This window comes from Mycolicibacter engbaekii (assembly GCF_002101585.1).
GTDB lineage: Bacteria > Actinomycetota > Actinomycetes > Mycobacteriales > Mycobacteriaceae > Mycobacterium > Mycobacterium engbaekii.
In genome coordinates this window covers 14,175-40,657 of record NZ_LQOT01000004.1, presented here as the reverse complement: position 1 = coordinate 40,657, position 26,483 = coordinate 14,175, and the positions used below count along the sequence as shown (strand labels likewise).

Here is a 26,483-nt window from a genome sequence, read left to right as displayed (position 1 = left end):
TCTGTCAGCCAATGAATCGCAGGTCGCTGATGGTGCCGCTGGCGACCAGCATGATGTAGAAGTCGGTCAGCATCAGCGTGCCCAGGGTGATCCAGGCGAACAGCTTGTGATGCACGTTGATCTTGCTGATCTGCGACCACATCCAGTACCGCACGGGGTTTTTGGAGAAATGCTTGAGCCGCCCGCCGAACACGTGCCGGCAGGAGTGGCAGGACAGGGTGTAGGTCCACAACATGGCGACGTTGCCGACCAGGATGAGGTTGCCCAGTCCGAATCCGAAGCCGTGCGGACCGGTGTCGGAGTGGAATGCCGCGATCGCATCGTTGGTGTTGATGATCGAGATGACGGCGGCGATGTAGAAGAAATAGCGGTGGGTGTTCTGGACGATCAGCGGAAACCGGGTCTCCCCGGTGTAATGGGCGCGGGGCTCGGGGACCGCGCACGACGTCGGCGACTGCCAGACGGTCCGATAGTAGGCGCCGCGGTAGTAGTAGCAGGTCAGCCGAAAGAGCAACAGGAACGGCAGCGACATCGCCGCGTAGGGCAGCCACCACACATCGGGCAGGAATTGCGGCCAGAACTCACTGGCCTCGGCGACGCAGCCCTTGCTCACGCACGGTGAATAGAACGGTGTCAGGTAGTGGTACTTCTCCACGAAGTAGTGGTTCTGCTGGAACCCGCGCGCCGTCGCGTAGATGAGGAAGATGGCGAAGCCCAGGTCGATTCTCAGCGGCGACAGCCACCAGCGGTCGGTGCGCAGCGTTCGGTCGGCGATCCGGGCGCGTGTCGCCGAGAAGACACCGGGGCCGGGACGGTACGCGGCGGGTGCGCTCATCTATGGGGGTTCCCTTCGGCTGAGATTCGTCGGAGGGCGCCCCTTAGCGACAAGCAGCACCCAGTGGGGGTTTCAGTACCTGCCCTGGCCGCCGACGCCTTCGTCGTCGACGTCACGCCAGAATTCGCTGTCGTATTCGGTGTCGGGGATCGTGATCTTCTCCTGGGCGCGCTCGGCGGCCCAGCGTTGCAGGTCGAGTTCTCCGGCGTCGGATTCCAGGAGCTGGACGTCGGTCAGGATGCGCTCGGCGTCCATCTCGATGCGGCGCATGCCGGGTATGTCGCCTAACCGGGTCTTGAGCCCCAGCACGCAGCGCCGCAGGTCACCGATCAGGGTGTGCAGTTCGGCGAGTTCGGTTGTGCTCGACACCAGGGCCTCCTCGGGTGGTACGGCTCACAGTACGTTCACCCGATGCTAATCACATCGGGAATCGAACGTGAGACAGATCACGTTAGTGGCGGTAAGCGCCCGATGCGCAAAACCCCCACACACCCAGGTGTGTGGGGGTTTTCGCTTGCCGAGGGGGTACGGCGATTTAGCGGGTGATGGCGATTCGCTGTGGCTGCGTGCCGGCGTAGACACCGGCCACTCGGACCGTCAGGACGCCCGCGTCGTACGACGCCGAGACGGCATCGCCGGTGACGTGCGCCGGTACCGCGAAGGAGCGGCGGAACGCGCCGTAGCGAACCTCTCGCAGCGTGCGGCCGGCTGGGGCGTCGGTGTCGGCGTGGCGGTCACGGCGTTCGCCGTGCACCACCAGACGGCCGCCGTCGAGCTCGACCGTCACGTCGTTGTCGACATCGATGCCGGGCAGCTCCAGGCGGACCACCGCGTCGTCGCCGTCCTTGGTGATCTCGGCGGCCGGGCGGAAGCCGCTCACCGGCGGCGTCCGCCAGTCGCTGGCGGTGGCCGGTCCGAAGAAGTCGCGGACCCAGCGGTCGGTGTCGAACGGGCGGTGCCACAGAGTCAGGGTGCTCATGGGTCTCCATACCTTTCTTGGGGGCGGTTGCTTTACGTGCCGGTGGGTGCCGGTCCGTCACCCGTTAAAACTTGAGTCGCCCGCGCTAAAGTTCCGCGTTCGCCGTCGGCGAACACGACCGGCGGCCCCGTGCCTGCCGAGCCCCGAGTCGAGGGTGTGGGCACACCGTCACACCATTGTAACGTGTGGCGATATTCCAGAAATATCGGCTTCCTAACGTGTTACGCATGACCACTGTTGAGACCCCGCGTGACGTGAGGGACCTTGTCGTGGTTGGCCACGGCATGGTGGGTCATCGTCTGGTCGAGGCGCTGCGCAGCAGGTCTGCAGGCCCGGCCTGGCGGGTCACGGTGCTCGCCGAGGAAGCCGACCCGGCGTACGACCGGGTCGGCTTGACCTCCTACACCGACGGCTGGGATCGCTCCCGGCTCGCGCTGCCGGGTAACGATTACGCCGGGGATGAGCATGTGAAGCTAATGCTGAGCACGCGCGTCACGAAAGTCGACCTGGCCGCCAAATCGGTGCTCGCGGCCGATGGGCGGTGCTACGGCTACGACACCCTGGTGCTCGCCACCGGCTCGCGCGCCTTCGTTCCCCCGGTCCCGGGTCATGACCTGCCCGGGTGCCACGTCTACCGGACCCTCGACGACCTGGACGGAATCCGTGCGGACATCGAATGCATGCTCGAGGCGGGCAAGACCCGCGCTGGAGTGGTGATCGGTGGCGGGTTGCTGGGGCTGGAAGCGGCGAACGCACTGCGCAGGTCCGGCATCGAGCCGCACATCGTCGAGATGGCCCCGCGGTTGATGCCGCAGCAACTCGACGACGCCGGCGGCGTGTTGTTGATCCGGATGATCGCGGATCTGGGTATCGCGGTGCACGTCGGTGTGGGAACCGAGTCGATCCAACAGTTGACGCACCAGCACGGCGCCCCCACTCTTGCGGTGCGACTGGGCGACGGCACGGTGATCGAGGCCGGATTGGTGATCTTTGCCGCCGGTGTGCGGCCACGTGACGAACTGGCTCGTGAGGCCGGCCTGCAAATCGCCGAGCGGGGTGGCGTGTTAACCGACCTTACTTGCCGCACAAGTGATCCCGATGTATACGCGATCGGCGAGGTGGCTGCCATCGAAGGGGTCTGCTACGGATTGGTCGGACCCGGTTACAGCAGTGCCGAGGTGGTCGCCGACCGGCTCCTGGACGGTGCCGCCGAATTCGGTGAGGCCGATATGTCCACCAAGCTCAAGTTGCTCGGTGTGGATGTGGCCAGTTTCGGCGACGGGATGGGAGCGACCTCGAACGCGCTGTCGGTCGTCGTCAACGACCCGGTCAAGCGGACCTACGCCAAACTGGTGCTCTCCGACGACGCCAAGACCCTGCTCGGCGGAATCCTGGTCGGCGATGCCTCGGCATACGGGGTGCTGCGTCCGATGGTCGGTGCCGAGTTGCCCGGCGATCCGCTGGAACTGATCGCCCCGGCCGGCCCGGGCGACGGGAAGGCCGGCCTGGGAATCCGGGCGCTGCCGGGCGCGGCCCAGATCTGCTCGTGCAACAACGTGAGCAAAGCGCAACTGTGCGAGGCGATCGCCGGTGGTTGTCACGATGTGCAGAGCTTGAAGGTGCAGACGAAAGCGGGTACCTCGTGCGGGTCCTGTGTACCGCTGCTCAAAGACTTGCTGATCGCCGAAGGTGTGGAGCAGTCCAAGGCGCTGTGCGAGCACTTCACCCAGTCGCGCGCCGAGCTCTTCGAGGTGGTTCAGGCCACCCGGATCCGCACCTTCTCCGAACTGCTGGGCCGCTTCGGCACGGGCCACGGGTGCGACATCTGCAAGCCGACCGTCGCGTCGATCCTGGCCTCCACCGGATCCGAGCACATCCTCGAGGGCGAGCAGGCCGCGCTGCAGGACACCAACGACCACTTCCTGGCCAACATTCAGCGCAACGGCAGCTACTCGGTGGTTCCCCGTGTCCCCGGCGGCGAGATCAAACCAGAGCATCTGATCCTGATCGGCCAGATCGCCCAGCAATTCGGCCTCTACACCAAGATCACCGGCGGGCAGCGGATCGACATGTTCGGCGCCCGGGTCGACCAGCTGCCTGAGATCTGGCGCAAACTGGTCGATGCCGGCATGGAATCCGGCCAGGCGTACGGCAAGGCCCTGCGGACCGTGAAGAGTTGCGTAGGCAGCGATTGGTGCCGCTACGGGCAACAGGATTCGGTGAAGCTGGCCATCGACCTGGAGTTGCGCTACCGCGGCTTGCGTGCGCCGCACAAGATCAAGATGGGCGTGTCGGGCTGTGCCCGGGAGTGCGCCGAGGCGCGCGCCAAGGATGTCGGTGTGATCGCCACCGAAATCGGCTGGAACCTCTACGTCGGCGGGAACGGCGGCATGTCGCCCAAGCACGCCCAGCTGCTCGCCGCCGACCTCGACACCGAGACGGTCTTCCGCTACATCGACCGGTTCCTGATGTTCTACATCCGCACAGCCGATCGGTTGCAACGCACCGCGCCGTGGATCGAGTCGATGGAAGGCGGGCTCGACCACGTCCGCGAGGTTGTCTGTGACGACTCCCTGGGGCTGGCCGATGAATTCGAATCGGAGATGGCCCGTCACGTCGAGAACTACACCGATGAGTGGAAAGGCGTACTCGACGATCCGGAGAAGCTGGCGCGGTTCGTCTCGTTCGTCAACGCCCCCGAAGCCGAAGATCCGACTGTCGCATTCGCCGAGCGCGACGGCCGCAAAGTCCCGCTTCCGGTCCCCGCACTGCGCTCAGCTGAGGAGGAATCACAATGACAGACAACAACAACATCGCGTCATGGACCACGGCCTGCCGCTACGACAGCCTGATTCCCGGCCTTGGAGTGGGAGTGTTGCTCGACAACGGCGCGCAGGCGGCGCTTTTCCGGCTTGACGACGGCTCGGTCCGCGCGGTCTGCAATATCGACCCGTTCTTCCGCGCGGCGGTCCTGTCGCGGGGGATCGTCGGCGACCGCGGTGGCCGGCTCTCGGTCATCTCACCGCTGCAGAAACAGGCTTTCGCCCTCGACGACGGCAGCTGCTTGGAAGACCCGGGCGTGTCGGTTCGGGTGTACCCGACGCGGATCACCGCGGACGGCTATGTGCAGATCGGTCTGACCGCCCCGAAGCGGGCAGTCGCCTAGCCGGCCTCGCGGTCTACGTGGTCTACCGCGAGCCGGTAACCCCGTTTGACCACTGTGGCGACAATATCTTTGTCGCCCAGAGCATTTCGCAGGCGCAGGATGGCGGTCTCCACCGCGTGGGTGTTGGTGCCGTGACCCGGAAGCGTCTTCAGCAGCGTCTCGCGGGAGACGACTCGGCCAGGCTGGTGCGCCAGTGCTCGCAGGGTTGCCATGCATGACGGCGACAGCACCTTGGGCACACCGTCCACGGTGACGCAGCTGCCCCGGACCTCGATGCGATGGCCGGCGGCATGAACGGTGTGGGTGCGCAGTCGCGGCAGTTCCTCGGCGATGTGATGGGCCAACGCCGCCAGCCGCATCACCTTCGGTGAAGACGCCGGCACGTCCAGCAGCGTCAGCGGCCGAGCCGTCAACGGCCCGACGCACATCGCGTGAACATCGGACCGCAACGCCTGCAGGAGCTCATCGGAGATGCCGAGATCGGCTGCCCGCGTCAGCGTGGCCAGCACGGCTGCGGCCGAGGTGAAGCTGACGGCGTCGAACTGCCGCTGGGCGATCTGGGTGGTGAGCTGATCGAACTCGCCGCCGCGCGCCGCAGGCCGCCACCGATAGACCGGGATGGGTATCACCTCGGCGCCCGCGCTGCGAAGCTGCGTCAGCAACTCGGGCGCCGGATCCCAGTCGCCGGTGGTTCCGTGCAGCTGCACGGCGACGCGCGAACCGGCGATATCGGACTTCAGATGATAGAACATCGCGGCTGATGACTCGGTACCGTTGGACCACTTCTCCGGCAGCCCCAGGTTGCGCAACGCGCCGACCGCCTTCGGGCCACGGGCCACGACCCGGCCGGCGGTCACGGCCGCGATCAGCTTCTCGGCGAGGCCCCACCGCTCGGCGGCCGAGATCCAGCCGCGGAAGCCCACAGCAGTCGTCACCACCAGGACGTCGGGCGGTGCCAGGATCAACGATTCGGTACGCGCGCGTAGGGCGGCATCGTCGGTCAAGTCGATCATCGTGATTGCCGGTGCGGCGCATACCGTGGCGCCGTGGCGCCGCAGCATTGTGCACAGCTCGTCGGCGCGGCGCGCAGAGGTGACCGCGACCCGGTAACCGCTCAGTGAGGCCGACACGTTACGCCGGTGCCAGAGCAGCCCGGGCCGGTTGCGGGGCGAAGGCAGACCGGCGTACATATCTGCGCCAGGTCAGCGTCGCGGCACCGACGTATCCCACCAGGAAGATCCAGAATGCGGTCGTGGCCGAGCCGCTGGACATATACGACTGGCGCAAGGCCAGATTGATTGCCACGCCGCCCAGTGCGCCCACCGCACCGGCGAATCCGATCAGCGCTCCCGACATCGCCCGTGCCCAGTTCCGCCGGTCGCGCTCCGGCAGGCCCAGTCGGTGACTGCGCGCCTCGAAGACCGACGGGATCATCTTGTACACCGATCCGTTGCCGATTCCGGAGACGATGAACAGCGCCACGAAGCCGAGGACGTAGCCCCCCATGATGGCGCCCGTCGTGGGACCGCTGCGGCTGTCGTCCAACGTGCTGACGCCGACGAGCAGGCCGGCGGCGGCGAACAGGCCGCCGAACGCGGCCAGCGTGACCCGGCTGCCGCCGAGCCGGTCGGCCAGGCGGCCGCCGACGATCCGGGACAACGAGCCCAAAAGCGGTCCCAGGAAGGCGATCTGAGCGGCGTGCAAAGACGCCTGCGCGGGGCTCTGGCCGCTGCCGGCGAAGTTGATCTGTAGTACCTGGCCGAACGCGAACGAGAATCCGATGAACGAACCGAAGGTTCCGATGTAGAGCAGCGCGACGATCCACGTGTCGGGTTCGGGAAGAATGGAGCGCATGGCGGTCAGGTCGGCCCGCTGCCCGTCGAGGTTGTCCATGAACAGCGCCGCACCTACGGCGGCGACCGCGAGCACCACGAGGTAGATCGCGCACACCCAATAGGGTTCCCGGTTGCCCGCGGTGGCAAGGACTCCCAGCCCCACCAGCTGGATCAGTGGCACGCCCAAGTTGCCGCCGCCGGCATTGACCGCCAGCGCCCAGCCCTTGAGCCGGTGCGGATAGAAGGCGTTGACGTTGGTCATCGACGCCGCGAAGTTGCCGCCGCCCAGACCGGTGAGCACCGCACACAGCAGGTACGGCCACAGCGGTAGGCCCGGGTGGGCGAGCAGGACGATCATTGCGGTGGTCGGGATCAGCAGCACCAGCGCGGAGAACATCGTCCAGTTGCGGCCGCCGAATGCTGCGGTGGCCAGCGAGTAGGGGATGCGCAGTACGCCGCCGGCCAGGGTGGCCGTGGCGGCCAGCAGGAACTTGTCGCCGGCGGTGAAGCCGTATACCGACTCCGGCATGAACAGCACCATCACCGACCAGATGGACCAGATCGAGAAGCCGGCGTGTTCGGCGACAGTCGACCACACCAGGTTGCGCCGTGCGATCTTGTCGTTACCGGCTGCCCATGCCGCGGTGTCCTCAGGATTCCACTGAGTGATCAGGTGCGAGCGAGCCATGTGGTCACCGTAGAAATCTTTCGTTACCGCAATGCTGCACGAAGTGACCCGCCCGTGAACTTCTGCTCACCGTCCTATGAGGGGAATATCAGCTTCCGCCGCGGCCAAGCGGCGCTGGCGGCGATGTGATCGATCGGACCGGCCGTCCACGCGGGCCGGTTCAGGGCACCGGTATCCGGGACGCGGCGGTGACGAATCGGTCGGCGACCACGCCGACGATCCCGGGGTGCGCCCCCAGGGGCGAGGTGATGAGATCGGCGCCGGCGGCATGAAGACCACGCTGGAACCGGCCGTCGGCCAACAGGTATGACGCGATCACCACCCGTGCAGTGCTCCGGCGACGCAAGGCGGCAACCGCGTCGGGCACACCGGGGCCGCCGGTGGCGGCGAACGCCGTGGCGACCGGCGAGCCGAGCAGACCGCTGAGCATCTTCGCGGCGGTATACAGATCACCCCGGGCACGCGGGTCCGATGACCCGGCGGCGGCCAGAACGACCGAGTCGCCAGGGCGCCAGCCTGATTCGGTCAACCGGGCGGCAACCACCGCGGCAACGCGCGGGTCGGGTCCCAATGCCGGTGTCATCGTCACATCCGGGTGCCCGCTGCTCAGGATCTGAGTGGGCACATCGACCCCGACGTGGTAGCCGCGGGACAGAAAGGCGGGCACCAGGACCGCTGGGCAACCGGTCTCGGCCTCGGCGGCAAGGACTTCCGCCGGGCTGGGGCCCAGGACGTCGACGAACGCCACCCGGATCGGTTGCCCCAGCACGGCGCCGACCCGTTGCGCGAGCTCGCCGATCATGGCGATTCCCTCGGGCCGGCGGGTACCGTGCGCCACCAGCACAGGGATCATGCCACTCCCTGCTCGCGATCGACCGCCAGCCGGTACCCGCGCTTGATCACCGTGGCCACGATCTGGCTGTCGCCCAACGCCGCCCGCAGCCGCAACACCGCCGACTCCACGGCGTGCATGTTGTTGCCCCGCCCCGGGAGTGCCCGTAACAGGGTCTCCCGGTCCACCACGTTGCCCGGGCGATGGGCCAACACACGCAACGCGGCCAGACCGGCAGGAGAGACCGGCCTGACGATTCCGTCCACCAGGACCCGGTCCTCTTCGATCTCGATGCGGTGACCGGCGGCATATACGGCGATACCCATGTATGAGGTTTAGACCCGATCCATTGCCGCTGTGTTACCGGCCGATTTCAGAACGGTTGCCCCGCTGACCAGTACTTTTGATCATGCAGAGATCTTCTCGGTGCCCACCGGAGTGCGGGAGAGCCGCGAGTTCGGGGTGCGCGGCGGTCGCCGGACGTACCGGGCCCAGGTGAGGCCCGCGGCAAGGCAATACGACACCAGGAAGACCCAGAACGCCGGCGTCTCGGTTCCGGTGCTCGCGTAGGCCTGTCGCAAGGTCAGGTTGATGGCGACGCCGCCGAGCGCACCGACGGCGGTGGCGAACCCGATCAGTGCACCCGAGTGCGAGCGTGCCCAGTGCCGGCGGTCGGATTCGCTGCCCGCCAGGGAGCGACTGCGCGCCTCGAAGATCGACGGGATCATCTTCAGCACCGACCCGTTGCCCATGCCTGCCAGGATGAACAGCACCATGAACGCGGCGGTGTAGGCCACGATCGTCGAGGTGGTGGCGCGGCTGTCGTGGTCGTCGGCGGTGCTGGTCGCCACCAGGACTGCCGAGGCCAGGATCATGCCGGCGAACACCACCAGGGTCACGCGCCCACCGCCCCGCCGGTCAGCCACCCGACCACCGTAGATGCGGGCCAGGGCGCCTAACAGCGGGCCCAGGAAGGCTATCCGCGCGGCGTACAGCGCCGCCTGGGCGGGGCTGTGGCCGGCCTTCTCGAAGGTGACGTGCAAGACCTGGGCGAACGCGAACGCGAAGCCGATGAACGATCCGAATGCGGCGCAGTACAACGCCGAGACGACCCAGCTGTCCGGGACGGACAGGATCGACCGGATGCTCCCGACTTCTTCCCTGCCGTGATCGAGGTTGTCCATCCACAGCGCTGCGCAGGTGCCGATCACGGCCAACAGCACCAGATACACCGAGCAGACCAGCTCCGGCCTGGTGTTACCGAAGGTGGCCAGGACCAGCAGCCCGACCAGTTGGATGGCCGCCACCCCGAGGTTGCCGATGCCGCCGCACAGGCCGAGGGCGACTCCCTTGAGCCGCTGCGGATAGAAGGCGTCCACATTGGCCAGCGACGCCGCATAGTTGCCGCCGCCCAGGCCGGTCAACGCCGCGCAGACCACGTACATCCACAGCGGTTGACCGGGATGGATGAGCAGCGCCAGGGTGCCGAGGGTCGGGATCAGCAGGACCAGGGAGGACGCTACCGCCCAGTTCCGGCCGCCGAGCTTCGCGTTCGCCTGGACATACGGGATGCGGACGCAGCCGCCCACCAGCGTGGCGACCGCGGCCAGCAGCAACTTGTCGGCGGGTTTGATGCCATAGACCGACTCGGGCATGAACAGCACCACCACCGACCACAGCGACCAGATGGAGAATGCGACATGCGTGGTGGCCGTGGACCAGATGAGGTTGCGGCGCGCGACGGCGGCGTTGCCGGCCTCCCAGTCCGCGTAGTCCTCCGGATCGAAATTGCTGATGTGGCCGTGCGCCATGCGATCTCCTCGGGCTCAGGCCCACCGTTGATGAATAAGCTCGCATCACGATGGACAGTCTGCGAAGCTACCGATCTGGTCTGGCAAGTGACGCAGCGGAACCTGAAAATGCGTTGGGCCGGCCGGAAACGAGTGGGCCAGGTCACGTATTAGCCGGCCGCACAGCGTGTTTCACGCGCATTTCACCTGGTGGATCGGATGCGAATCGAACCCTTGTGTTCGGTTGGAACGTGCTGTCAGCTGACTGGAAACCAGGCGTTGATCGACTTCGCGACTTGCAGATACAGCGGAATGCCGATGGTCACGTTGTAGGAGAACGTCAAGCCCAGCGACGCGGCCAGGGGAAGTGTTGGGCTGGCCTCGGGGATTGCCATGCGTTGCACCGCCGGAACCGCGATGTAGGAAGCCGCTCCGCACAGCACTGCGAACAACACATAGCTACCGGCCTCGAAATGGGTTCCGGTGACTTGTGAGTAGGTGTGGATGATGAGAATGCCGCTCAGCGCGAAGACATTCGGAGCCAGCAGACCGAAGGCGATCAGACCGCGCCCGGCGGTCCGTAGATCCTTGAGCTTGCGCGACGCCGTCATACCCATCTCGAGCAGGAAGATGCACAGGATTCCCTGGAACGCGCCGACGAAGACGTGGTCGCCGTCGGCGATGACCGAAGCCCCCTGCAGGCGGCTGACAAGGCCGATGATTATGCCGCCGAAAAGCAGATACAGACCTGGGTTGAGCAGCACCTCCCGCAGCAGCGCCGCATGAGACGGCGGCGAAGGAGCCGGCGCGGTCTCGTGCGGCGGGGCGTACTCGCGCTCGTGCAAGGCAACGTCGGAGTCTGATCCGTGCCGGGTCGCCGCGTGCGCTTCGCCCACGGCGGCGGCGACCAGCCGGCGGCTGGCCCTCGGGTTGTAGCCGGGCTCGTCGGCCATGGTGCCCTGTGCGTCCATGCCGCGGGCGCGCAGTCGCGCCACCAGGACCAGTGCCACGATGCAGCCCGGGATCTCCATGACGGCCAGCATCACGGGCATGTAGGCGTCCACCGCGATGTCCAACGTGACCAGTACGCCCAGGCAGGTGGCGAACGTGCCGGCTGAGTCCGACCCGTAGTAGCCGGCCACCGTGGCCCGATCAATACGTCTCATCTTGGTCATCCGGGAGAGCAGCCAGTAGGCGGCGAACCCGATCAGCAGGTTGGTCACGAACCCCAGCACGATGAAGCCCAGGACGCCCCCGATGCTCGATGCGTCGATGGTCGCCAACTCTTCGCCGCCGCGCCAGCCGATAGCCAGCAGCAAATACAACGTGAGGCCCTGATACAGCACATAGGGGAACTCGAACTGGATCCTCAGCAGCGGGATGAGGAACCCCATGTAGAAGAAAAGCAGCAGCGGTCTGAACAAGTTGTGGGTGAAGTTGTGCCAGAACTCGAACAGCATGCGGGTGTCTTTCCGAGAATGGGGCCGCTCCGGCTGGGGCTGCCGTGACCGTCAAACCATAGGGCGAGATCTGGCCCCCCGTCGTCCCCAAGCCGGGCTCCGGTGGAGATTGGCAGGCAAGTGGCAGAAAGCGGCGCTCGGCACGCCGGCACTCGAGGTGTTCACGCCGGGCGTGACTCCGCCCGATCTGCGCCGAATGCGCAGCTCACAACCCTGTGAAGTGATCAGGGTGGGAACGCCGGCGCCGCCCTACGGATCGGGGGAGGGCAGCGGAGGTGAGAATGACGTGCGGCTAAGTTAACGCTGAATCTGGGTAATTCCTCCGCGTCACGGCCGATTCTTGGGTTTCCGGCGGGGCTTGGGCGGGCCGCATCGGGCTACCGTCCCGTTTTCGCCGGGTCCACCCGACGTCAACCGTTCGTTAACCGCGCGGCTACCAGAGCTTGCCGTCGCGCCAGTCGCACGCCAGCTCTGCGGTCGGGTCGGCGGCATCCATTTCGGGTCCGACCGGCATGACGAACACGGTGCCGTCCGCTTCGGGGGTGCGCCGGGTGCCGGTCGGGGACAGCGTGGCCGTCGGTCCGTGCCACAGCAACCATCCGCGCGCGGTGTAGAGCCGCCGGCTGAAGCCCGGCGAACTGAGGGCTCCGAGTTCGAAGGCGCCGCGGATCACCTGCTCGCACGCGGCCAGCACCGCGGTGCCCAGTCCTTTGCCCTGGTGGTCCGGGTGAACGGTGACGGCTTCGACGTAGCCGCATCGCAGCGATCTGCCGCGATAGAGCAACTGCCGCCGAATCACCGAACCGTGGGCGATCAGGACGCCGTGGTGCCAGATCAAGGCATGCATGCCGCCGAGCGCGTGCTGCCAGTCGGCATCAGAGAGTGCCCCTCCGGAGGCCTCGGCGACCAGTCGATGGGCGCCGAGGCGCGTCGCGGGATCCAGATCGCTGGTGTGGATCAGGCGGGCGGTGTGTACCTGGCCGGGCACCTGATCGGCCTGTCAGGCCGTGCGCGCGACGAGGTGCTGACGGGGCCGCGACCATTGCATCCGCACCGTTTGTCCGGGTCTGACCTGGCCCAGCGTGTCCACGTCCTCATCGACGACGACCCCGACCACCGGGTAGGCGCCGGTCACCGGGTGGTCGGGTCCCAGGATTATCGGAAAGCCGTTCGGCAGGATCTGAATCGCGCCCCGGGTAGCGCCTTCTGCGGGCAATTGCCTATCCGGCCAACGGTATTCCAGGGGCATCCCCACCAGTCGCATGCCGACCCGGTCGCTACGGTTGCTCACCAGCCAGTTGGTGCGCACCATGATGTCGGGATCGACGAACCAGTCGTCGCGGGGTCCCGGGGCCACCCGCAACTCGACCACATCACGTGCAATGCTGGCCACCGGCGCTTGGTCGATCTCGGGGAAGTGGCCGGTCGGTTCTCCGATCGCCAGCACATCGCCGTCGTGCAGCGGTGCCGGCCCGATCTCGCTCATCACGTCGTAACTGCGTGAACCCAGCACCGGGGAGACGGCGATCCCGCCCCGCACCGCCAGGTAGCTGCGCAGACCCGACTGCGGTGTGCCCAGCGACACCACCTGACCGTCGCGGACCCGCTGAATGCTGTTGGATCCGAACGCGACTCCGTCAACTTCGGGGCCGGTGTCGGCGCCGGTCACCGCGATGTCGATGTCGCCGCCGCGGGCTCGGGCGGAAAGCCCGCCGAACGTCACTTCGATCGTGGCCCGGTCGGCGGGATTGCCCAGCAACCGGTTGGCCAAGGTATGCGAGCGACGATCGGCAGCGCCGGACGGGCTCACGCCGAGGTGTCCCAGCCCGGCCCGTCCCAGATCCTCGACCAGGGCCAGTGGACCGGTGTGCACAATCTCCAGGGTGGTTGTCATGGCCACGCGGTGTCCTTTCCCTTGGTGGGCCGTCACGCGGCGCGGAACTGCACGGAGCGGCCCGGGGTCAGCAAGGCCGGTTCGGGTAGGTCGAGGTCCCACAACACGGCGTCGGTATGGCCGATCAACTGCCAGCCGCCCGGCCACTGACGCGGGTAGATGCCGCTGAATCGGCCCGCCAGCGCAACCGCGCCGGCTGGAACCGCGGCCCGCAACTCCGGGCGGCGCGGCACCTCAAGTCGCGGGTCGCCGCCGAGCAGGTAGGCGAAACCGGGCGTGGATCCGCCGAAACCCACCAACCAGGGTGTCGCGGTGTGGGCGTTGATGACCTGGGCGACGCTCAGGCCGGTGCGCTCGGCAACCTCGGCCAGGTCCGGCCCGTCATAGACGACGTCGATCACCACGTCCGCCCTGCCGCGTGGTGCCCGGGTCTGCACGGCGGCGGGGTCGACGTCTATTCGGCTCAGCGCGCGTCGGACGCCCGCCTGGTAGCGGGGTGCGGCCAACGTCACCAGCACCGTGTGCGATGCCGGGACGATGTCGACCACCCCGGGCAGGGCGGCGGAATGAAGTGCTGCGGTCCACGCGAGGACGTCGACAGTCGACGCGCATTGCAGCAGCAGGGCGGTGTCGCCGTAGTCAAGGACGGTGTCGACCGCGGTGGAATCCAATGCCACGCTCATGTCTTGACGGTAACCCCGTCTCGCATCGAATAGTGATGCAGAACACAATTCTGCGGGGTATGCCAGAGGGGCCTTACCGAACGTGCAGAGTTGGGTCTACCCCGTGATCTTCGCGATCAGCCCCGGCAGCTGCCCGGCCACCAACCGGTAGCTGAGCGGGGAGGCGAAGGCTACCGCGCCGGCCTGGTCCTTGGTGGTGAAGACGCTGCGCGGTTCGCACCTGGCGATGTCGGGGTCGGCCAGTAGCGCCACGCGTTCGTCTTCGCTCTCGGTGGTCCAGATCAGCACGTCCGCTTCACCGAGCACCGAGCCGATCCGATCGCGTTCGATCACCGCGGGCGCCTCCGGGACGTCCAGGCCCATCTGGGTGAGAAAGGCGGTTCGCCATCCGGTTGCGGCGCCGACTTTGCCGCGGTCGAGTCGCCCCGACAGCAGCAGCACCTTCTTGCCTTTCAAACCCGGGTGGGCGGATGCGACCTCGGTGAACGCGGTGTCGACCGCGTCGATCAGAGCCTGCATCTGCTGGCTGCGGTGGACGGCTTTGCCGATAGCGGCGGCCTGAACCTTCCACGGTTCGAAGAATGCCTCGCCGCCCGACTGCGGCACCGTCGGCGCGATCGCCGACAGCTTCTGATAGGTCTCGGCGTCCACGCCGGAGTTGGTCGCGATGATCAGATCCGGCTTGAGATCCGCGATCTGCGCAACCGGGATGCCGTTGTCCAAGTTCAGAACAACCGGCTTGGCGTCCCCGAGTTGCTGCCGGGCCCAGGGCCAGACCGCGAAGGGCTGGTCGCCGAACCAGTCGGTGACCGCCACCGGAACCACCCCGAGCGCCAGCAGGTCGTCCTGACCGGTGTAGCCGGCGCACACCACCCGCCGGGGCGGCTGTTCGACCGTGGTCTCGCCGAAGATGTGGGTGACGGTGACCGGTCCGTCCTCGCCGTCGCCGCCGCCCTCGCCGGACGAGCAGGATGCCAGCAGCGCGGCGGCAGCGGCAACGCCGCTCAGGCGCAAGAAACCGCGTCGGCTCTGGTCTCCCATCGCGTGAGACTAACCGCTGGTGGCAGGGCCGGGCCAGGTGTTGCACACACCGCGCCGGCCGCGGTCGGTCGGCCCTACCGGCCTTCGCCGGGTTCGCCGTACCCGCCGCCGCCCGGTGTTTCGATCTCCAGCACGTCGCCGGGGGAAACAGCGGTGGAATCGCAGCCGGCCAACTCGGTCACCGTGCCGTCCGCGCGGGCTATCCGGTTGCGCCCCAACTGCCCGGTTTGGCCGCCGGCCATACCGTAGGGCGCGATCCGGCGGTGCCCGGACAGCACGCTGACCGTCATCGGCTCACGGAATTCGATCCTGCGCAGGCCGCCGTCCCCGCCGTGCCATCGTCCGGCCCCACCACTGCCGCGCCGGATCGAGAACTCACGAACCCACACCGGCAATCGCATCTCGAGGACTTCGGGGTCGGTAAGGCGCGAGTTGGTCATATGGGTCTGCACCACCGAGGCCCCGTCGAACCCCTCGCCCGCGCCGGAACCGCTGCCAAGCGTCTCGTAGTACTGGTGGCCGGCGTTGCCGAACGTGACGTTGTTCATGGTGCCGGAGCCTTCGGCCTGTACCTTCAGCGCCGCCAGCAGTGCGCCGGTGATCGCTTGGGAGGTCTCCACATTGCCGGCGACCACAGCGGCCGGGTAGTCGGGGGACAGGAAGGTTCCGGGCGGAATCGTGATGTGCAACGGACGCAGGCATCCGTCGTTGAGGGGGATGTCGTCGGCAACCAGAGTCCGGAACACATACAGCGCGGCGGCGGTGGCCACTGAGGACGGAGCATTGAAGTTCGTCGGCAACTGGGCTGATGTTCCGTCGAAATCGATGGTGGCACTGCGGGCCCCGCGGTCCAGGGTGACGCGGACGGCGATGGTCGCGCCGGAGTCCATCTCGTAGCGAAACGCGCCGTCGTGTAAGGAGTCGATCACCCGGCGCACCGCTTCCTCGGCATTGTCCTGGACGTGACCCATGTAGGACTGCACCACTTCCAGCCCGAAATGCCGGATCATGGCGTGGATCTCGTCAATGCCCTTCTGGTTCGCGGCAACCTGTGCACGCAGATCGGCGAGGTTGGCATCCGGATTGCGCGACGGGTACGTCGCGCCGGTGAGCAGGTCACGGGTCTGAGCTTCGCGGAAGCGCCCGTCGTCGACCAGCAGCCAGTTGTCGAACAGGACACCCTCCTGCACCACCGACGTGCTGTCGGCCGGCATGGAACCCGGTGTGATTCCGCCGATCTCGGCGTGATGCCCCCGCGAGGCCACAAAGAACAGCACGGGGTCGTGCGCGCCCGCGGACTCGGCGTAGACCGGGGTGACGACGGTGATGTCGGGCAGGTGGGTGCCGCCGTGATACGGGTCGTTGACCGCATAGACCTGCCCGGGTCGCATGGTCGGCCCCCGGCGGGCGATCACCTCCTTGACGGTGGCGCCCATCGATCCCAGATGCACCGGGATATGTGGAGCATTGGCCACCAGATTGCCGTCGGCGTCGAACAGGGCGCAGGAGAAGTCCAGTCGTTCACGGATGTTCACCGACTGAGCCGTGGCGGCCAACCGGGCGCCCATCTGCTCGGCGATGGCCATGAACAGGTTGTTGAAGATCTCCAGCAGAACCGGATCGGCGGCGGTTCCCGCCGCGGACACGGTGGCCGCGGCCAGTCGTCGCAGCACCAGTTGGCCGTCGGCGGTCAACTGCGCCTGCCAGCCGTCGTCGACGACGGTGGTGGCGTTGTCTTCGGCGATGATCGCCGGTCCGAGCACCACATCGCAGATCGCTTCCCGCCGGTACAACGGCGCGTCGCGCCATGATCCGCCGGTATAGAGGCGGACCATCTCGTCGGCGGCACCGGAGGCGCCGGTATCGCGACGCGCGAACAATTCGGGCTGCTCGGTGAGCCCGGTTGCCTCGACGGAGACCGCTTCGGCGATCAGGGGGCGCTCCATGAGGAACGAATACATGCCCAGGTGGATGTCTTCGAACGCCTTGGTCATCGCGGCCACGCTGTCGAGTTCGACGGCGATCGGGGTGTCGGTGCCCTGATAGCGCAGGTGAACGCGGTGGGCCACCCGCGTTCGCTCCGCCGCGACGTCCTGGCCGGCGAGGTCGGAGCGAGCTTGGCGCTCCAGGTCGGCGGCGGCCTCGCGCAGCCCGGCCAGCGCGGCGGCGTCCAGCGGGGTCTCGATGGCGCGTTCGCGTATCACCGTGGTGTCGGCCAGGCCGATTCCCAGTGCGGAGAGCACGCCCGCCATCGGCGGTACCAGGACGGTGCGGATGCCCAGCTCGTCGGCTACCGCGCAGGCGTGCTGGCCTCCGGCCCCGCCGAAGGTGGTCAGGGCGTAGCGGGTGATGTCATAGCCCTTGGCCACGGAGATCTTCTTGACCGCATTGGCCATGTTCGACACGGCGATCCGCAGGAATCCTTCGGCGACCTGCTCGGGGGTGCGGTCATCTCCGGTGGCCGCACGGATGTCCTCGGCAAGGGCGGCGAAGGACCGCGCCACCGTCGCCGAATCCAGCGGCTGGTCGCCGGCGGGTCCGAACACGGCTGGGAAATGAGCCGGCTGGATGCGCCCGAGCATGATGTTGGCGTCGGTGACCGTCAACGGCCCACCGCGGCGGTAGCAGGCCGGGCCGGGGTCGGCGCCGGCAGACTCCGGCCCCACCCGATACCGGCTGCCGTCGAAGTGCAGGATCGAACCGCCGCCGGCCGCGACCGTGTGGATATGCAGCATCGGTGCCCGTAGCCGCACGCCGGCGACCTCCGTGGTGAACACCCGCTCGTACCCGCCCGCGGCGGTGTAATGCGAAACGTCGGTGGAGGTTCCGCCCATGTCGAAACCGATGACCGAGTCAAAGCCCGCCAGTGCCGACATGCGGACCATGCCGACGATGCCACCTGCCGGACCGGACAGAATCGCGTCCTTCCCGCGGAAGTGATCGGCCGCCGCCAGGCCGCCGTTGGACTGCATGAACATCAGCCGCACGCCGGTGAGCTGGTCGGCCACCTGCTGCACGTAGCGGCGCAGTACCGGGGATAGATAGGCGTCGACGACGGCGGTGTCCCCGCGTGGGATCAGTTTCGGTAGCGGACTGACCTCGCACGACAACGAGACCTGGGTGAATCCGATCTCCCGGGCCAGGTCGCCGATCGCTTTCTCGTGCGCTGGATTGCGGTAGCTGTGCAGGCATACCACCGCGCACGCGCGGATGCCGTCGGCGTGGGCGGCGGCAAGTTGTGGGGCAAGGGCATCCAGGTCCGCGGGCCGCACCACCGTCCCGTCGGCGGCGATACGTTCGTCGACCTCGAGCGTGCGTTCGTAGAGTTGTTCGGCCGTCACGATGTGCCGGTCGAAGATCCGCGGCCGATTCTGATAGCCGATGCGCAGCGCGTCGCCGAAACCGCGGGTGATGACCAGTACGGTGCGTTCGCCGGCGCGCTCCAGCAGTGCGTTGGTCGCCACCGTCGTGCCCATCCGCACCGTGTCGATCTGCTCGGCCGGAATCGGCGCGTCGCCCTCGATCTGCAGCAGGGCCCGGATTCCGGCCACGGCCGCATCGCGGTACCGGCCCGGATTCTCCGAGAGCAGCTTGTGGGTGAGCAGGCGCCCGTCGGGCCGGCGCGCCACGATGTCGGTGAACGTGCCGCCGCGGTCGATCCAGAACTGCCAGCTAGCCGACACGGGTCATCTCCTGCCTTCGGGAAGCGGTGCTGGGGAGACCGCTCGGGAACCGCGGGGCTTGGTCAGCAGCGAGACCGCGAAATCGGCGTAGGTGCGCGCGGTCTCCTCCGGCGTGGCCGGGCCGTCGGCGTTGAACCACTGCGGCAGTGCGGTGCACATCGTGGCGATCGCACGGCCGGCCATCCGGCGGTCGTCGACGTCGATGTCGCCCTCCCGTGCGGCGCGGTCCAGGGCACCGTCAAGTGTGTGCTGCAGCTGGTTACGGGAATCGGCGATCCGTTGCCGGTTCGTCGCGGTGAGGCTGCGCATCTCGCTGGCGCCGATGAAGGCCAGCTTCTGGCGGTGGGTGTGGAACAGCGCCAAGGCTTCCACCACCAGTCGCACCTCCTGCAGGCCGGTAGCGGCTTGGGTGCGGGCGGCGTTGACCCGCCAGTGCAGTTCGGTCATGGTCAGATCCAGTATCGCGACCAGCAGGGTCTGCTTGTCCGGGTAGTGGTGGTAGATCCCGGGCACACTCATGCCTGCCCGCGCCGAGATGTCTCGCATGGTGCTGCCGTGATAGCCCGTTTCGACGAAGGCGTCGATGGCTGCCGCCAAGACGCTGTCGAGGGCCAAGGGTGGAAAGCTTCGCCAGTCGCCGGTCTGGGGGTCGTCGAGGTGCGCGGGCCGGTTGGGCTGCGGTCCGGGGACCGGTGCGCCGACGGTGCCGGCCAGGATCTGGGCGGGCGTGACGTCCAGGGCTCCGGCGCACTCCTGCAGCCGCGACACCGAGATTCCGGTCTTGCCGTTTTCGATCGCGCTGACGGTGGCCGGACTGACTCGCAGGTGCCGGGCCAGATCGCGGACGGTCAGTCCCCGGGCGCGCCGGGCGGCGCGGATCGCGGTGCCACAGTCGGATTGCGCCTGGGCCACGGCCACCTCCGAATTTGTTCAGGAATTCTGAACTATACCGTAGCGAAAGTCGCAGCTCGGAGATGTTTTTGACGGTTAGCGGCCATTTGTGCCACAGTCCGTAGTGTTCGGGCCGAGTGATCGGTCGGTCAATGCGAGTGTGGTGATGGGGTGACATGGCGATCGAATTGAGCTACTCGCCGGAAGTGTCGGAGCTCGTCGAAAAGACACGGGCGTTCGTCGAAGACGTGGTCCTGCCGGTGGAGGACCGCTTCGGCGGGGACATCGCCGCCGCGGGCGGCGACGCCGCGATACAGGAACTGCACGCCGCCGCGCGGCAGGCCGGGGTATTCGCCCCCCACGCCCCCGTGGAATACGGCGGTCTGGGCTTGAACATGTCCGACCGGGCTCCGGTGTTCGAGGCCGCCGGTTACTCCCTGTTCGGCCCGGCAGCGGTGAACATCGCGGCCCCCGATGAGGGCAACGTGCATCTGCTGGCGGAGGTGGCCAGCCCCGAGCAGAAGGCCCGCTACCTGGCGCCCCTGGCGGCCGGCGAGGTGCGCTCGGCATTCGCGATGACCGAGCCGGGGCCCGGCGCCGGCTCGGACCCGGCTGCGCTGACGACCAGGGCCGAACGTCGGTCGGGGGACTGGTATATCACCGGCCACAAGTGGTTCATCACCGGCGCCGACGGGGCCGGGTTCTTCATCGTCATGGCGCGGACCTCCGGGGAACCCGGTCAGCGTGGCGGCGCCACCATGTTCCTGGTACCCGCCGACACCCCGGGCCTGACCGTCGGTCGGCACATCACCACGCTGGACCGGTCGATGGTGGGTGGCCACTGCGAAGTGTTCTTCGAGGATGTCCGGGTTCCCGACGAAGCGGTGCTCGGTGAGGTGGACCGTGGATTCGAGTACGCCCAGGTGCGGCTCGGGCCCGCCCGGATGACGCACGTCATGCGGTGGCTCGGCGCCGCGCGCCGGGGTCACGACACCGCGCTGTCGCACGTGGTGCAGCGTCAGGCATTCGGATCGGCGCTCGCAGACCTGGGCATGATCCAGCAGATGGTGGCCGACAACGAGATCGACATCGCCGCCACCCGGGCGTTGCTGGTCCGCGCGTGCTGGGAGCTGGACGAGGGCAGTACCGCCGGCGATGCGACGTCGATCGCCAAGACGTTCGCCGCCGAGGCGATCTTCCGGATCGTCGACCGCAGCGTGCAGATGTGCGGTGGGCTCGGCGTCTCCGAAGATCTGCCCCCGGCGCGACTCTCCCGCGAGGTGCGTCCCTTCCGGGTATATGACGGTCCCTCGGAGGTGCACCGCTGGGCCATCGCCAAACGGCGGGTCGGGGCGGCCCGTCGCGCGCTCAAGGATGCTTCGCAGTGACGGCCGAGGCCCTGAATCCGGTTGCCCTGCGGCAGTACCTCATCGACAACGGCGTTCCGGTTCAGGGTGAACTCGCCGTCGAACTGATCGCCGGCGGCCGTTCCAATCTCACCTTCAAAGTCAGCGACGAAGCCTCGGCGTGGGTCGTTCGCCGCCCGCCGCTGGGTGGCCTGACCCCGTCGGCGCACGACGTGGGCCGCGAGTTCGTGGTGACCGAAAGGCTCTACGGCACCGGTGTTCCGATCGCCCGGCCGGTGGCCCTGGACGCCGAGGGTACGGTCTGCGGCGCGCCGTTGACCGTCACGGAGTTCGTGACGGGTCGGGTCTACCGGCACAAAGACGATCTGAGCACACTCACCGACGCCGAGCTGGCGGCGAATGCCGCGGCGCTGGTTCGGGTGCTGGTGGACCTGCACGCCGTGGACTACCGCGCCGTCGGGCTGGAGTCCTTCGGCAGGCCGGATGGATTCCTGGAGCGCCAGGTGCGGCTGTGGGCCCGCCAGTGGGAACTGGTCAAGACACCCGAGAACGACAGCGCACTGTCGAACGACGTGGCCAGGCTGGCCGCCGCGCTGTCCGCGGCCATCCCGCAGGCAACGCAACCGTCGGTGGTCCACGGCGATTTCCGCATCGACAACACGATCTGCGATCCCGAGCGGACGGACCTCATCCGGGCGGTCGTGGACTGGGAGCTGTCCACGCTCGGTGACCCGCTCACCGATATCGCCCTGATGTGCGTCTATCGATCGCCGGCCTTCGACGGGGTCTTCGGTCACCCCGCCGCGTGGACCAGTACGCGCCTGCCGTCGGCGGACGCGCTGGCCGAGGAGTATGCACGGCGCTCCGGCCGCGACCTCAGCGACTGGAACTTCTACCTGGCCCTGGCGAACTTCAAGATCGGGGTGATCGCCGAAGGCATCACCCACCGAGCCCAGCACGGCGCCAAAGACGTGCAGAACGCCGGTGCAGCAGCGCAGGCCACGCCGGAATTCATCGCTGCGGCGCTGAAAGCTTTGCCCTAACCCGTGAGAAGTCGAGAAAGGTGAGACGCGTGAGCGTATTGGACAAGTTCCGCATGGACGGCAAGGTGGCCGTGGTGACCGGGGCGTCCTCGGGCCTCGGTGTGTATTTTGCCCGGGCCTTCGCCGAGGCCGGCGCGGATGTGGTGCTGGCGGCGCGGCGGGTGGAGAAGCTTGCGCAGGCAGCCGATCTCGTCAGCGCCACCGGACGCGCCGCACTGCCGGTCGCGACCGATGTCGCCGACCCGGAGGCGGCGACCAGAATGGTGGAGGCCGCGATCGAGCGGTTCGGCCGGGTCGATGTGTTGATCAACAACGCCGGGATCGGCACCGCGCACCCGGCCACCCGGGAAACCCCGGAGCAGTTCCGTGAGGTGATCGATATCAACCTCAACGGGGCCTATTGGGCTGCGCAGGCCTGCGGACGGGTGATGAAGCCGGGATCGTCGATCGTCAACATCTCCAGCATCCTGGGTCTGACCACGGCGGGCCTTCCGCAGGCGGCATACGCCGCCAGCAAAGCCGGGCTGATCGGTCTGACGCGCGACCTGGCGCAGCAGTGGGGAAGCCGGAAGGGCATCCGGGTCAACGCGATCGCGCCGGGCTTCTTCGAATCGGAGATGACCGAGCAGTACCGCCCGGGTTACCTGGAAAGCGTCGCGCACCGAATCGTGCTGGGCCGGATGGGAGACCCCGAAGACCTCGCGGCCTCCGTGCTGTGGCTGGCTTCCGACGCCGGCGGCTACGTCACCGGACAGACCATCGCGGTGGACGGCGGCTTCACCATCAACTGAATCGGCGGGTTGCAATCGCCGTTACGGTTGCGTGTATTCGCTGCGGTACAGGTGGTGTCTTGTAAGGCTTGAGGTTTGTCGTGGAAGACAACCTCAGCGAGGAGAGCACGATGACGGACACCATCACCGATCTGATGGAAGCCAACCTGCTGGGCGTGTTCGACGAACGCGACCCGCAGCGCCGCGCCGCGGCGATCGCAGCGACCTATTCGGCACAGGTGCAGTGGATAGACGACGAAGGCGTCGCCACCGGTCACGATGAGCTGAACGCCAAGGCCGCTGAACTGCAGGAGAAGCTGCGCGGTCTGCATTTCGTGAAGGCCGGGCCGGTTCGTCAGACCCGCGGCCTGGGTTTCCTGGCCTGGGAGGTCCGCACCCCCGACGAGGTCGCCGTGGCGTCCGGCTTCGATGTGGCCGAGATAGCGGACGAACGCATCATCCGGATGTGGACGGTGCTCAACCCGCCTGAATAGCACCGGGCGCCGGCTCGGTGCCAAGCACCCACGGTCGAACACGGTTGCCGGCGCGGTGTCTCGGTACGCTGCGCTGATGAGCGTCGACTCGGAGAGCTTCGCCGACCTGCTGCTCAATCGGCTCGGTGACCCGCACCCCGGGCTGCGCACCCGGACGCGGGATTGGTCCTGGGATGAGGTGGTGCGCGAATCCGCGGCACGCGCCGCATTGGCTTCGTCGTTGCGCCGCAACCAGTTTCCTGAGGAGCCCTTCCACATCGGTGTCCTGCTGGACAACACCGAAGACTTCGTGTTCTGGCTCGGCGCGGGCGCGCTGGCCGGCGCCGCCATCGTCGGGATCAACCCCACCCGCGGCGACACCGAGATGGCCGCGGAGATCCGCCACGTGGACGCTCAGCTGATCGTCACCGACACCGCCGGCCGGGGCCGGTTGCGCGGCCTGGACCACGGCCTGGACGCCGAGCGCATCCTGAACGTCGACGAGCCCGGCTACGCCGCCCTGGTCGCCCAACACCGGGTGCAGCCGGCCGCCGCCCCCGGCGTGGGTCCGGAAACGCTGTTGCTGCTGCTGTTCACCTCCGGCACCACCGGCGCCTCCAAGGCGGTCAAGTGCAGCCAGGGCCGGCTGGTCCGGATCGCCAAGGCGGCCACCGCCAAGTTCGGCCACGTGCGCGGTGACGTCGACTACTGCTGCATGCCGCTGTTTCACGGCAACGCGATCATGGCGCTGTGGGCACCCGCGCTGGCCAACGGCGCCACGATCTGTCTGACGCCGAAGTTCTCCGCATCGCAGTTCCTGGCGGACGTGCGCTATTTCGGCGCGACGTTCTTCACCTATGTCGGTAAGGCGCTGGGCTATCTGCTGGCCACCCCCGAAGAGCCCGACGACGCCGACAACACCCTGGTACGCGGTTTCGGCACCGAGGCATCGCCGCAGGACCGGGCCGAGTTCGCGCGCCGGTTCGGCGCAGTGCTGCATGAGGGATACGGCTCCAGTGAGGGAGGCAACGCCGCCCAGCCCGACCCGGCGGCACCCCCCGGCGCGCTCGGCCGACCGGCGCACGCGGGCATCGCCGTCGTCGACCCGCACACCCGAGCCGAGTGTGCCACCGCCATCCTCGACGAACACGGCAGGGTGTGTAACGCCGACGATGCGGTCGGCGAGATCGTCGACAAGACCGGGGCCCGCGACTTCGAGGGCTACTACAACAACGACGCCGCGGACTCCGAAAAGGTACGCGACGGCTGGTATTGGACCGGCGACCTCGGCTACCGCGACGAGGCCGGGTTCCTGTACTTCGCCGGCCGTCGGGGCGACTGGATACGCGTGGACGGGGAGAACACCTCCGCGCTGACCATCGAACAGGTGCTGCGCCGGCATCCGATGGTGATCAGCGCCGGCGTCTACGCGGTGCCCGATCCCCGCTCCGGTGATCAGGTGATGGGCGCCGTCGAGGTGGCCGACCCCGACCGCTTCGACGTGGCGGCCTTCGCGAGCTACCTGGCCGACCAGCCCGACCTGGGCAGCAAGGGTTTTCCGCGCTTCCTGCGCATCACGGCCAGCCTGCCGGTGACGGGCTCGAACAAGGTGCTCAAACGCCAACTGCAGGCCGAGGCCTGGCACACCGAGGAGCCGCTATATCGCTGGGCCGGGCGGGGCCGGCCCGCCTACACCCGCATGAGCGCCGACGACAAAAGCTCGCTGGACGCCGAATTCGACTCCTACGGCCGGCAAAGCCACCTACCGGGTCACCGGCCGGCCGGCGGCTAGCCCGGGCCCGCGTCGCGGCTCGGCCAGGGGCTGTAGTCGGCGATCAGCTCTTCCTGGGGCGGGCGGTGCGCATCCGGCACGTGCTGCAGGTTGATCCGGACGCGGTACCAGATCGAACTCGGTCCGCGCATGCCGTCGAGCAGAACGTCTTCGGGCGCCAGCCGGTTCGCGGCGGCGGCGTGCCGTTCCCGCCACACGTCGAGGGCGGCCGTCGCCTCGTCGCGGGTCTTGGTGCGGGCGATCTCGATCAACGGCAGCGGCGAGGTGCGCCGGCCGTCGACGCTCTTACGGGTGCCGCGTGGCGCCTTCGGAGCGGGGCCCTGCGCCTGCGCCAAGTCCAACAACTCCTGCAGGGAGCCGACGGCGTCGTCCATGCCCGCCCACGGATCACCGATCGCGGCGAACCGGTCCGGCACGGTGTCGATGGTGAACGACGCCGGGTCGCAGCCGGCGACCTCGTCCCAATGCAGCGGCGTAGACACCCGGGCGTCGACGGTGGCTCGTACCGAGTACGCCGAGGCGACCGTCCGGTCCTTGGCGTTCTGGTTGAAGTCGACGAAGACGCCGTGCCGCTCTTCCTTCCACCACCGGCTGGTGGCCAACTCCGGTGCGCGGCGCTCGATCTCGCGGGCCACCGCCTGGGCGGCCAGCCGCACCTGGCCGAACTGCCACTGGGGTGCGATGCGCGCATAGATGTGCATGCCCCGCGAACCCGACGTCTTGGGCCAGGCGGTCAATCCGTGCTCGGTGAGCACCTCGCGGGCCAGCAGGGTCACCTCGACGATCTGTGCCCAGCCGACTCCGGGCATCGGGTCGAGGTCGATTCGCAGCTCATCGGGATGGTCCAGGTCGCCGGAGCGCACCGGGTGCGGATTGAGATCCACACAGCCCAGGTTGATCACCCAGGCCAGCCCGGCCGCGTCGTCGACGACGACTTCGTGCGCAGAACGGCCCGACGCATAGTGCAACTCGGCGACCGACACCCAATCCGGCCGGTTGGCCGGCGCCCGCTTCTGGAACACCGCTTCGGCGTCGATGCCCTGCACGAAGCGCTTGAGAATCATCGGCCGCCCGGCCACGCCGCGCAGCGCACCGTCGGCCACCGACAGGTAGTAGCGGATCAGATCGAGCTTGGTCCGCGGGGGCCGGCCTCCTCCGCCCGGGAACACCGTCTTGTCCGGGTGGGTCACCCCCACCCGCCGTCCCGCCACGTCCAGCGACAACCCGCCGGCCATGAGCGCCATATTAACGAGAGCGCACC

The 26,483-nt window shown here is 67.8% G+C and carries 22 protein-coding genes and 1 pseudogene; 7 read left to right on the top strand and 16 right to left on the bottom strand.

What is annotated here, in order from left to right; all coding sequences use genetic code 11:
- Nucleotides 1-4 precede the first annotated feature (4 nt).
- From AWC02_RS00245 to AWC02_RS00235, 3 genes are all read right to left on the bottom strand, one after another.
- Entirely contained in the window at nucleotides 5-835 is an 831-nt protein-coding gene (locus AWC02_RS00245) for a hypothetical protein (protein WP_085126143.1), read from the bottom strand.
- Between the two features lie 72 nt (nucleotides 836-907).
- On the bottom strand, nucleotides 908-1,204 hold the full coding sequence (locus tag AWC02_RS00240) for a hypothetical protein (protein WP_046319882.1): 297 nt from the start codon (nucleotides 1,202-1,204) through the stop codon (nucleotides 908-910).
- Nucleotides 1,205-1,370: 166 nt separating this feature from the next.
- Nucleotides 1,371-1,814, bottom strand: coding sequence for an Hsp20/alpha crystallin family protein (locus tag AWC02_RS00235; protein WP_085126141.1), 444 nt, complete (start codon nucleotides 1,812-1,814; stop codon nucleotides 1,371-1,373).
- Nucleotides 1,815-2,041: 227 nt separating this feature from the next.
- Between AWC02_RS00235 and nirB the strand changes: the two genes are divergently transcribed.
- Entirely contained in the window at nucleotides 2,042-4,612 is a 2,571-nt protein-coding gene (gene nirB, locus AWC02_RS00230; protein WP_085126139.1) for a nitrite reductase large subunit NirB, read from the top strand.
- Nucleotides 4,609-4,980: a nitrite reductase small subunit NirD gene (gene nirD, locus AWC02_RS00225; RefSeq protein WP_085126137.1), complete on the top strand. Its 372-nt coding sequence runs from the start codon at nucleotides 4,609-4,611 to the stop codon at nucleotides 4,978-4,980. The genes nirB and nirD overlap by 4 nt, the downstream gene beginning before the upstream one ends.
- Here the strand turns inward: nirD and AWC02_RS00220 are convergent.
- From AWC02_RS00220 to AWC02_RS00165, 12 genes and pseudogenes are all read right to left on the bottom strand, one after another.
- Nucleotides 4,977-6,110, bottom strand: a complete 1,134-nt coding sequence (locus tag AWC02_RS00220) for a uroporphyrinogen-III synthase (protein WP_237160255.1) — start codon at nucleotides 6,108-6,110, stop codon at nucleotides 4,977-4,979. The genes nirD and AWC02_RS00220 overlap by 4 nt on opposite strands.
- A gap of 1 nt (nucleotide 6,111) precedes the next feature.
- Nucleotides 6,112-7,503: a nitrate/nitrite transporter gene (locus AWC02_RS00215; protein WP_085126133.1), complete on the bottom strand. Its 1,392-nt coding sequence runs from the start codon at nucleotides 7,501-7,503 to the stop codon at nucleotides 6,112-6,114.
- A gap of 160 nt (nucleotides 7,504-7,663) precedes the next feature.
- Nucleotides 7,664-8,356, bottom strand: a complete 693-nt coding sequence (locus AWC02_RS00210; RefSeq protein WP_085126131.1) for a sirohydrochlorin chelatase — start codon at nucleotides 8,354-8,356, stop codon at nucleotides 7,664-7,666.
- A pseudogene (locus AWC02_RS00205) lies at nucleotides 8,353-8,643 on the bottom strand (winged helix-turn-helix domain-containing protein); the annotation flags it as partial. The pseudogene AWC02_RS00205 and the gene AWC02_RS00210, both read right to left, overlap by 4 nt.
- A gap of 99 nt (nucleotides 8,644-8,742) precedes the next feature.
- Nucleotides 8,743-10,146: an MFS transporter gene (locus tag AWC02_RS00200; RefSeq protein ID WP_085126127.1), complete on the bottom strand. Its 1,404-nt coding sequence runs from the start codon at nucleotides 10,144-10,146 to the stop codon at nucleotides 8,743-8,745.
- Nucleotides 10,147-10,382: 236 nt separating this feature from the next.
- A complete protein-coding gene (locus AWC02_RS00195; RefSeq protein WP_085126125.1) occupies nucleotides 10,383-11,585 on the bottom strand; it encodes a sodium-dependent bicarbonate transport family permease in 1,203 nt (400 codons plus the stop codon).
- 433 nt (nucleotides 11,586-12,018) lie between these two features.
- Nucleotides 12,019-12,573, bottom strand: coding sequence for a GNAT family N-acetyltransferase (locus tag AWC02_RS00190; RefSeq protein ID WP_046319892.1), 555 nt, complete (start codon nucleotides 12,571-12,573; stop codon nucleotides 12,019-12,021).
- Between the two features lie 12 nt (nucleotides 12,574-12,585).
- The gene (locus tag AWC02_RS00185) at nucleotides 12,586-13,479 is read right to left on the bottom strand and encodes a 5-oxoprolinase/urea amidolyase family protein (RefSeq protein WP_085126123.1); all 894 of its coding nucleotides are present in this window, start codon (nucleotides 13,477-13,479) and stop codon (nucleotides 12,586-12,588) included.
- Nucleotides 13,480-13,511: 32 nt separating this feature from the next.
- A complete protein-coding gene (locus tag AWC02_RS00180) occupies nucleotides 13,512-14,162 on the bottom strand; it encodes a 5-oxoprolinase subunit B family protein (RefSeq protein ID WP_085126121.1) in 651 nt (216 codons plus the stop codon).
- Between the two features lie 96 nt (nucleotides 14,163-14,258).
- Nucleotides 14,259-15,203 (bottom strand): ABC transporter substrate-binding protein, encoded by a 945-nt coding sequence (locus AWC02_RS00175; RefSeq protein ID WP_085126119.1) that lies wholly within the window; start codon nucleotides 15,201-15,203, stop codon nucleotides 14,259-14,261.
- Nucleotides 15,204-15,277: 74 nt separating this feature from the next.
- Nucleotides 15,278-18,886 (bottom strand): hydantoinase B/oxoprolinase family protein, encoded by a 3,609-nt coding sequence (locus AWC02_RS00170; protein WP_085126117.1) that lies wholly within the window; start codon nucleotides 18,884-18,886, stop codon nucleotides 15,278-15,280.
- Between the two features lie 3 nt (nucleotides 18,887-18,889).
- A complete protein-coding gene (locus AWC02_RS00165) occupies nucleotides 18,890-19,798 on the bottom strand; it encodes a TetR-type transcription factor C-terminal domain-containing protein (RefSeq protein WP_109560798.1) in 909 nt (302 codons plus the stop codon).
- A gap of 155 nt (nucleotides 19,799-19,953) precedes the next feature.
- Between AWC02_RS00165 and AWC02_RS00160 the strand changes: the two genes are divergently transcribed.
- From AWC02_RS00160 to casI, 5 genes are all read left to right on the top strand, one after another.
- Nucleotides 19,954-21,165 carry an acyl-CoA dehydrogenase family protein gene (locus AWC02_RS00160; protein WP_085126113.1) on the top strand — a complete coding sequence of 404 codons (1,212 nt, stop codon included), beginning with the start codon at nucleotides 19,954-19,956 and terminating at the stop codon, nucleotides 21,163-21,165.
- Complete coding sequence (locus AWC02_RS00155) at nucleotides 21,162-22,187, top strand: phosphotransferase family protein (RefSeq protein ID WP_085126111.1); 1,026 nt, start codon at nucleotides 21,162-21,164, stop codon at nucleotides 22,185-22,187. The genes AWC02_RS00160 and AWC02_RS00155 overlap by 4 nt, the downstream gene beginning before the upstream one ends.
- 29 nt (nucleotides 22,188-22,216) lie before the next feature.
- Nucleotides 22,217-22,978 carry an SDR family NAD(P)-dependent oxidoreductase gene (locus AWC02_RS00150; protein WP_085126109.1) on the top strand — a complete coding sequence of 254 codons (762 nt, stop codon included), beginning with the start codon at nucleotides 22,217-22,219 and terminating at the stop codon, nucleotides 22,976-22,978.
- Nucleotides 22,979-23,088: 110 nt separating this feature from the next.
- Nucleotides 23,089-23,451, top strand: a complete 363-nt coding sequence (locus AWC02_RS00145; RefSeq protein WP_109560797.1) for a hypothetical protein — start codon at nucleotides 23,089-23,091, stop codon at nucleotides 23,449-23,451.
- Nucleotides 23,452-23,527: 76 nt separating this feature from the next.
- Nucleotides 23,528-25,222, top strand: a complete 1,695-nt coding sequence (casI, locus tag AWC02_RS00140; RefSeq protein ID WP_085126107.1) for a steroid-22-oyl-CoA synthetase — start codon at nucleotides 23,528-23,530, stop codon at nucleotides 25,220-25,222.
- Here the strand turns inward: casI and AWC02_RS00135 are convergent.
- Nucleotides 25,219-26,457 carry a DNA polymerase domain-containing protein gene (locus AWC02_RS00135; protein ID WP_109560796.1) on the bottom strand — a complete coding sequence of 413 codons (1,239 nt, stop codon included), beginning with the start codon at nucleotides 26,455-26,457 and terminating at the stop codon, nucleotides 25,219-25,221. The two genes, casI and AWC02_RS00135, sit on opposite strands and share 4 nt — an antisense overlap.
- Between the last annotated feature and the right edge of the window lie 26 nt (nucleotides 26,458-26,483).

What these genes read in the sequence shown, in the direction of transcription:
- AWC02_RS00245 (WP_085126143.1), bottom strand. Translation starts at nt 835, where the DNA reads ATGAGCGCACCCGCCGCGTACCGTCCCGGCCCCGGTGTCTTCTCGGCG.
- AWC02_RS00235 (WP_085126141.1), bottom strand. Translation starts at nt 1,814, where the DNA reads ATGAGCACCCTGACTCTGTGGCACCGCCCGTTCGACACCGACCGCTGG.
- nirB (WP_085126139.1), top strand. Translation starts at nt 2,042, where the DNA reads ATGACCACTGTTGAGACCCCGCGTGACGTGAGGGACCTTGTCGTGGTT.
- nirD (WP_085126137.1), top strand. Translation starts at nt 4,609, where the DNA reads ATGACAGACAACAACAACATCGCGTCATGGACCACGGCCTGCCGCTAC.
- AWC02_RS00215 (WP_085126133.1), bottom strand. Translation starts at nt 7,503, where the DNA reads ATGGCTCGCTCGCACCTGATCACTCAGTGGAATCCTGAGGACACCGCG.
- AWC02_RS00210 (WP_085126131.1), bottom strand. Translation starts at nt 8,356, where the DNA reads ATGATCCCTGTGCTGGTGGCGCACGGTACCCGCCGGCCCGAGGGAATC.
- AWC02_RS00200 (WP_085126127.1), bottom strand. Translation starts at nt 10,146, where the DNA reads ATGGCGCACGGCCACATCAGCAATTTCGATCCGGAGGACTACGCGGAC.
- AWC02_RS00195 (WP_085126125.1), bottom strand. Translation starts at nt 11,585, where the DNA reads ATGCTGTTCGAGTTCTGGCACAACTTCACCCACAACTTGTTCAGACCG.
- AWC02_RS00185 (WP_085126123.1), bottom strand. Translation starts at nt 13,479, where the DNA reads ATGACAACCACCCTGGAGATTGTGCACACCGGTCCACTGGCCCTGGTC.
- AWC02_RS00180 (WP_085126121.1), bottom strand. Translation starts at nt 14,162, where the DNA reads ATGAGCGTGGCATTGGATTCCACCGCGGTCGACACCGTCCTTGACTAC.
- AWC02_RS00175 (WP_085126119.1), bottom strand. Translation starts at nt 15,203, where the DNA reads ATGGGAGACCAGAGCCGACGCGGTTTCTTGCGCCTGAGCGGCGTTGCC.
- AWC02_RS00160 (WP_085126113.1), top strand. Translation starts at nt 19,954, where the DNA reads ATGGCGATCGAATTGAGCTACTCGCCGGAAGTGTCGGAGCTCGTCGAA.
- AWC02_RS00145 (WP_109560797.1), top strand. Translation starts at nt 23,089, where the DNA reads ATGACGGACACCATCACCGATCTGATGGAAGCCAACCTGCTGGGCGTG.
- casI (WP_085126107.1), top strand. Translation starts at nt 23,528, where the DNA reads ATGAGCGTCGACTCGGAGAGCTTCGCCGACCTGCTGCTCAATCGGCTC.
- AWC02_RS00135 (WP_109560796.1), bottom strand. Translation starts at nt 26,457, where the DNA reads ATGGCCGGCGGGTTGTCGCTGGACGTGGCGGGACGGCGGGTGGGGGTG.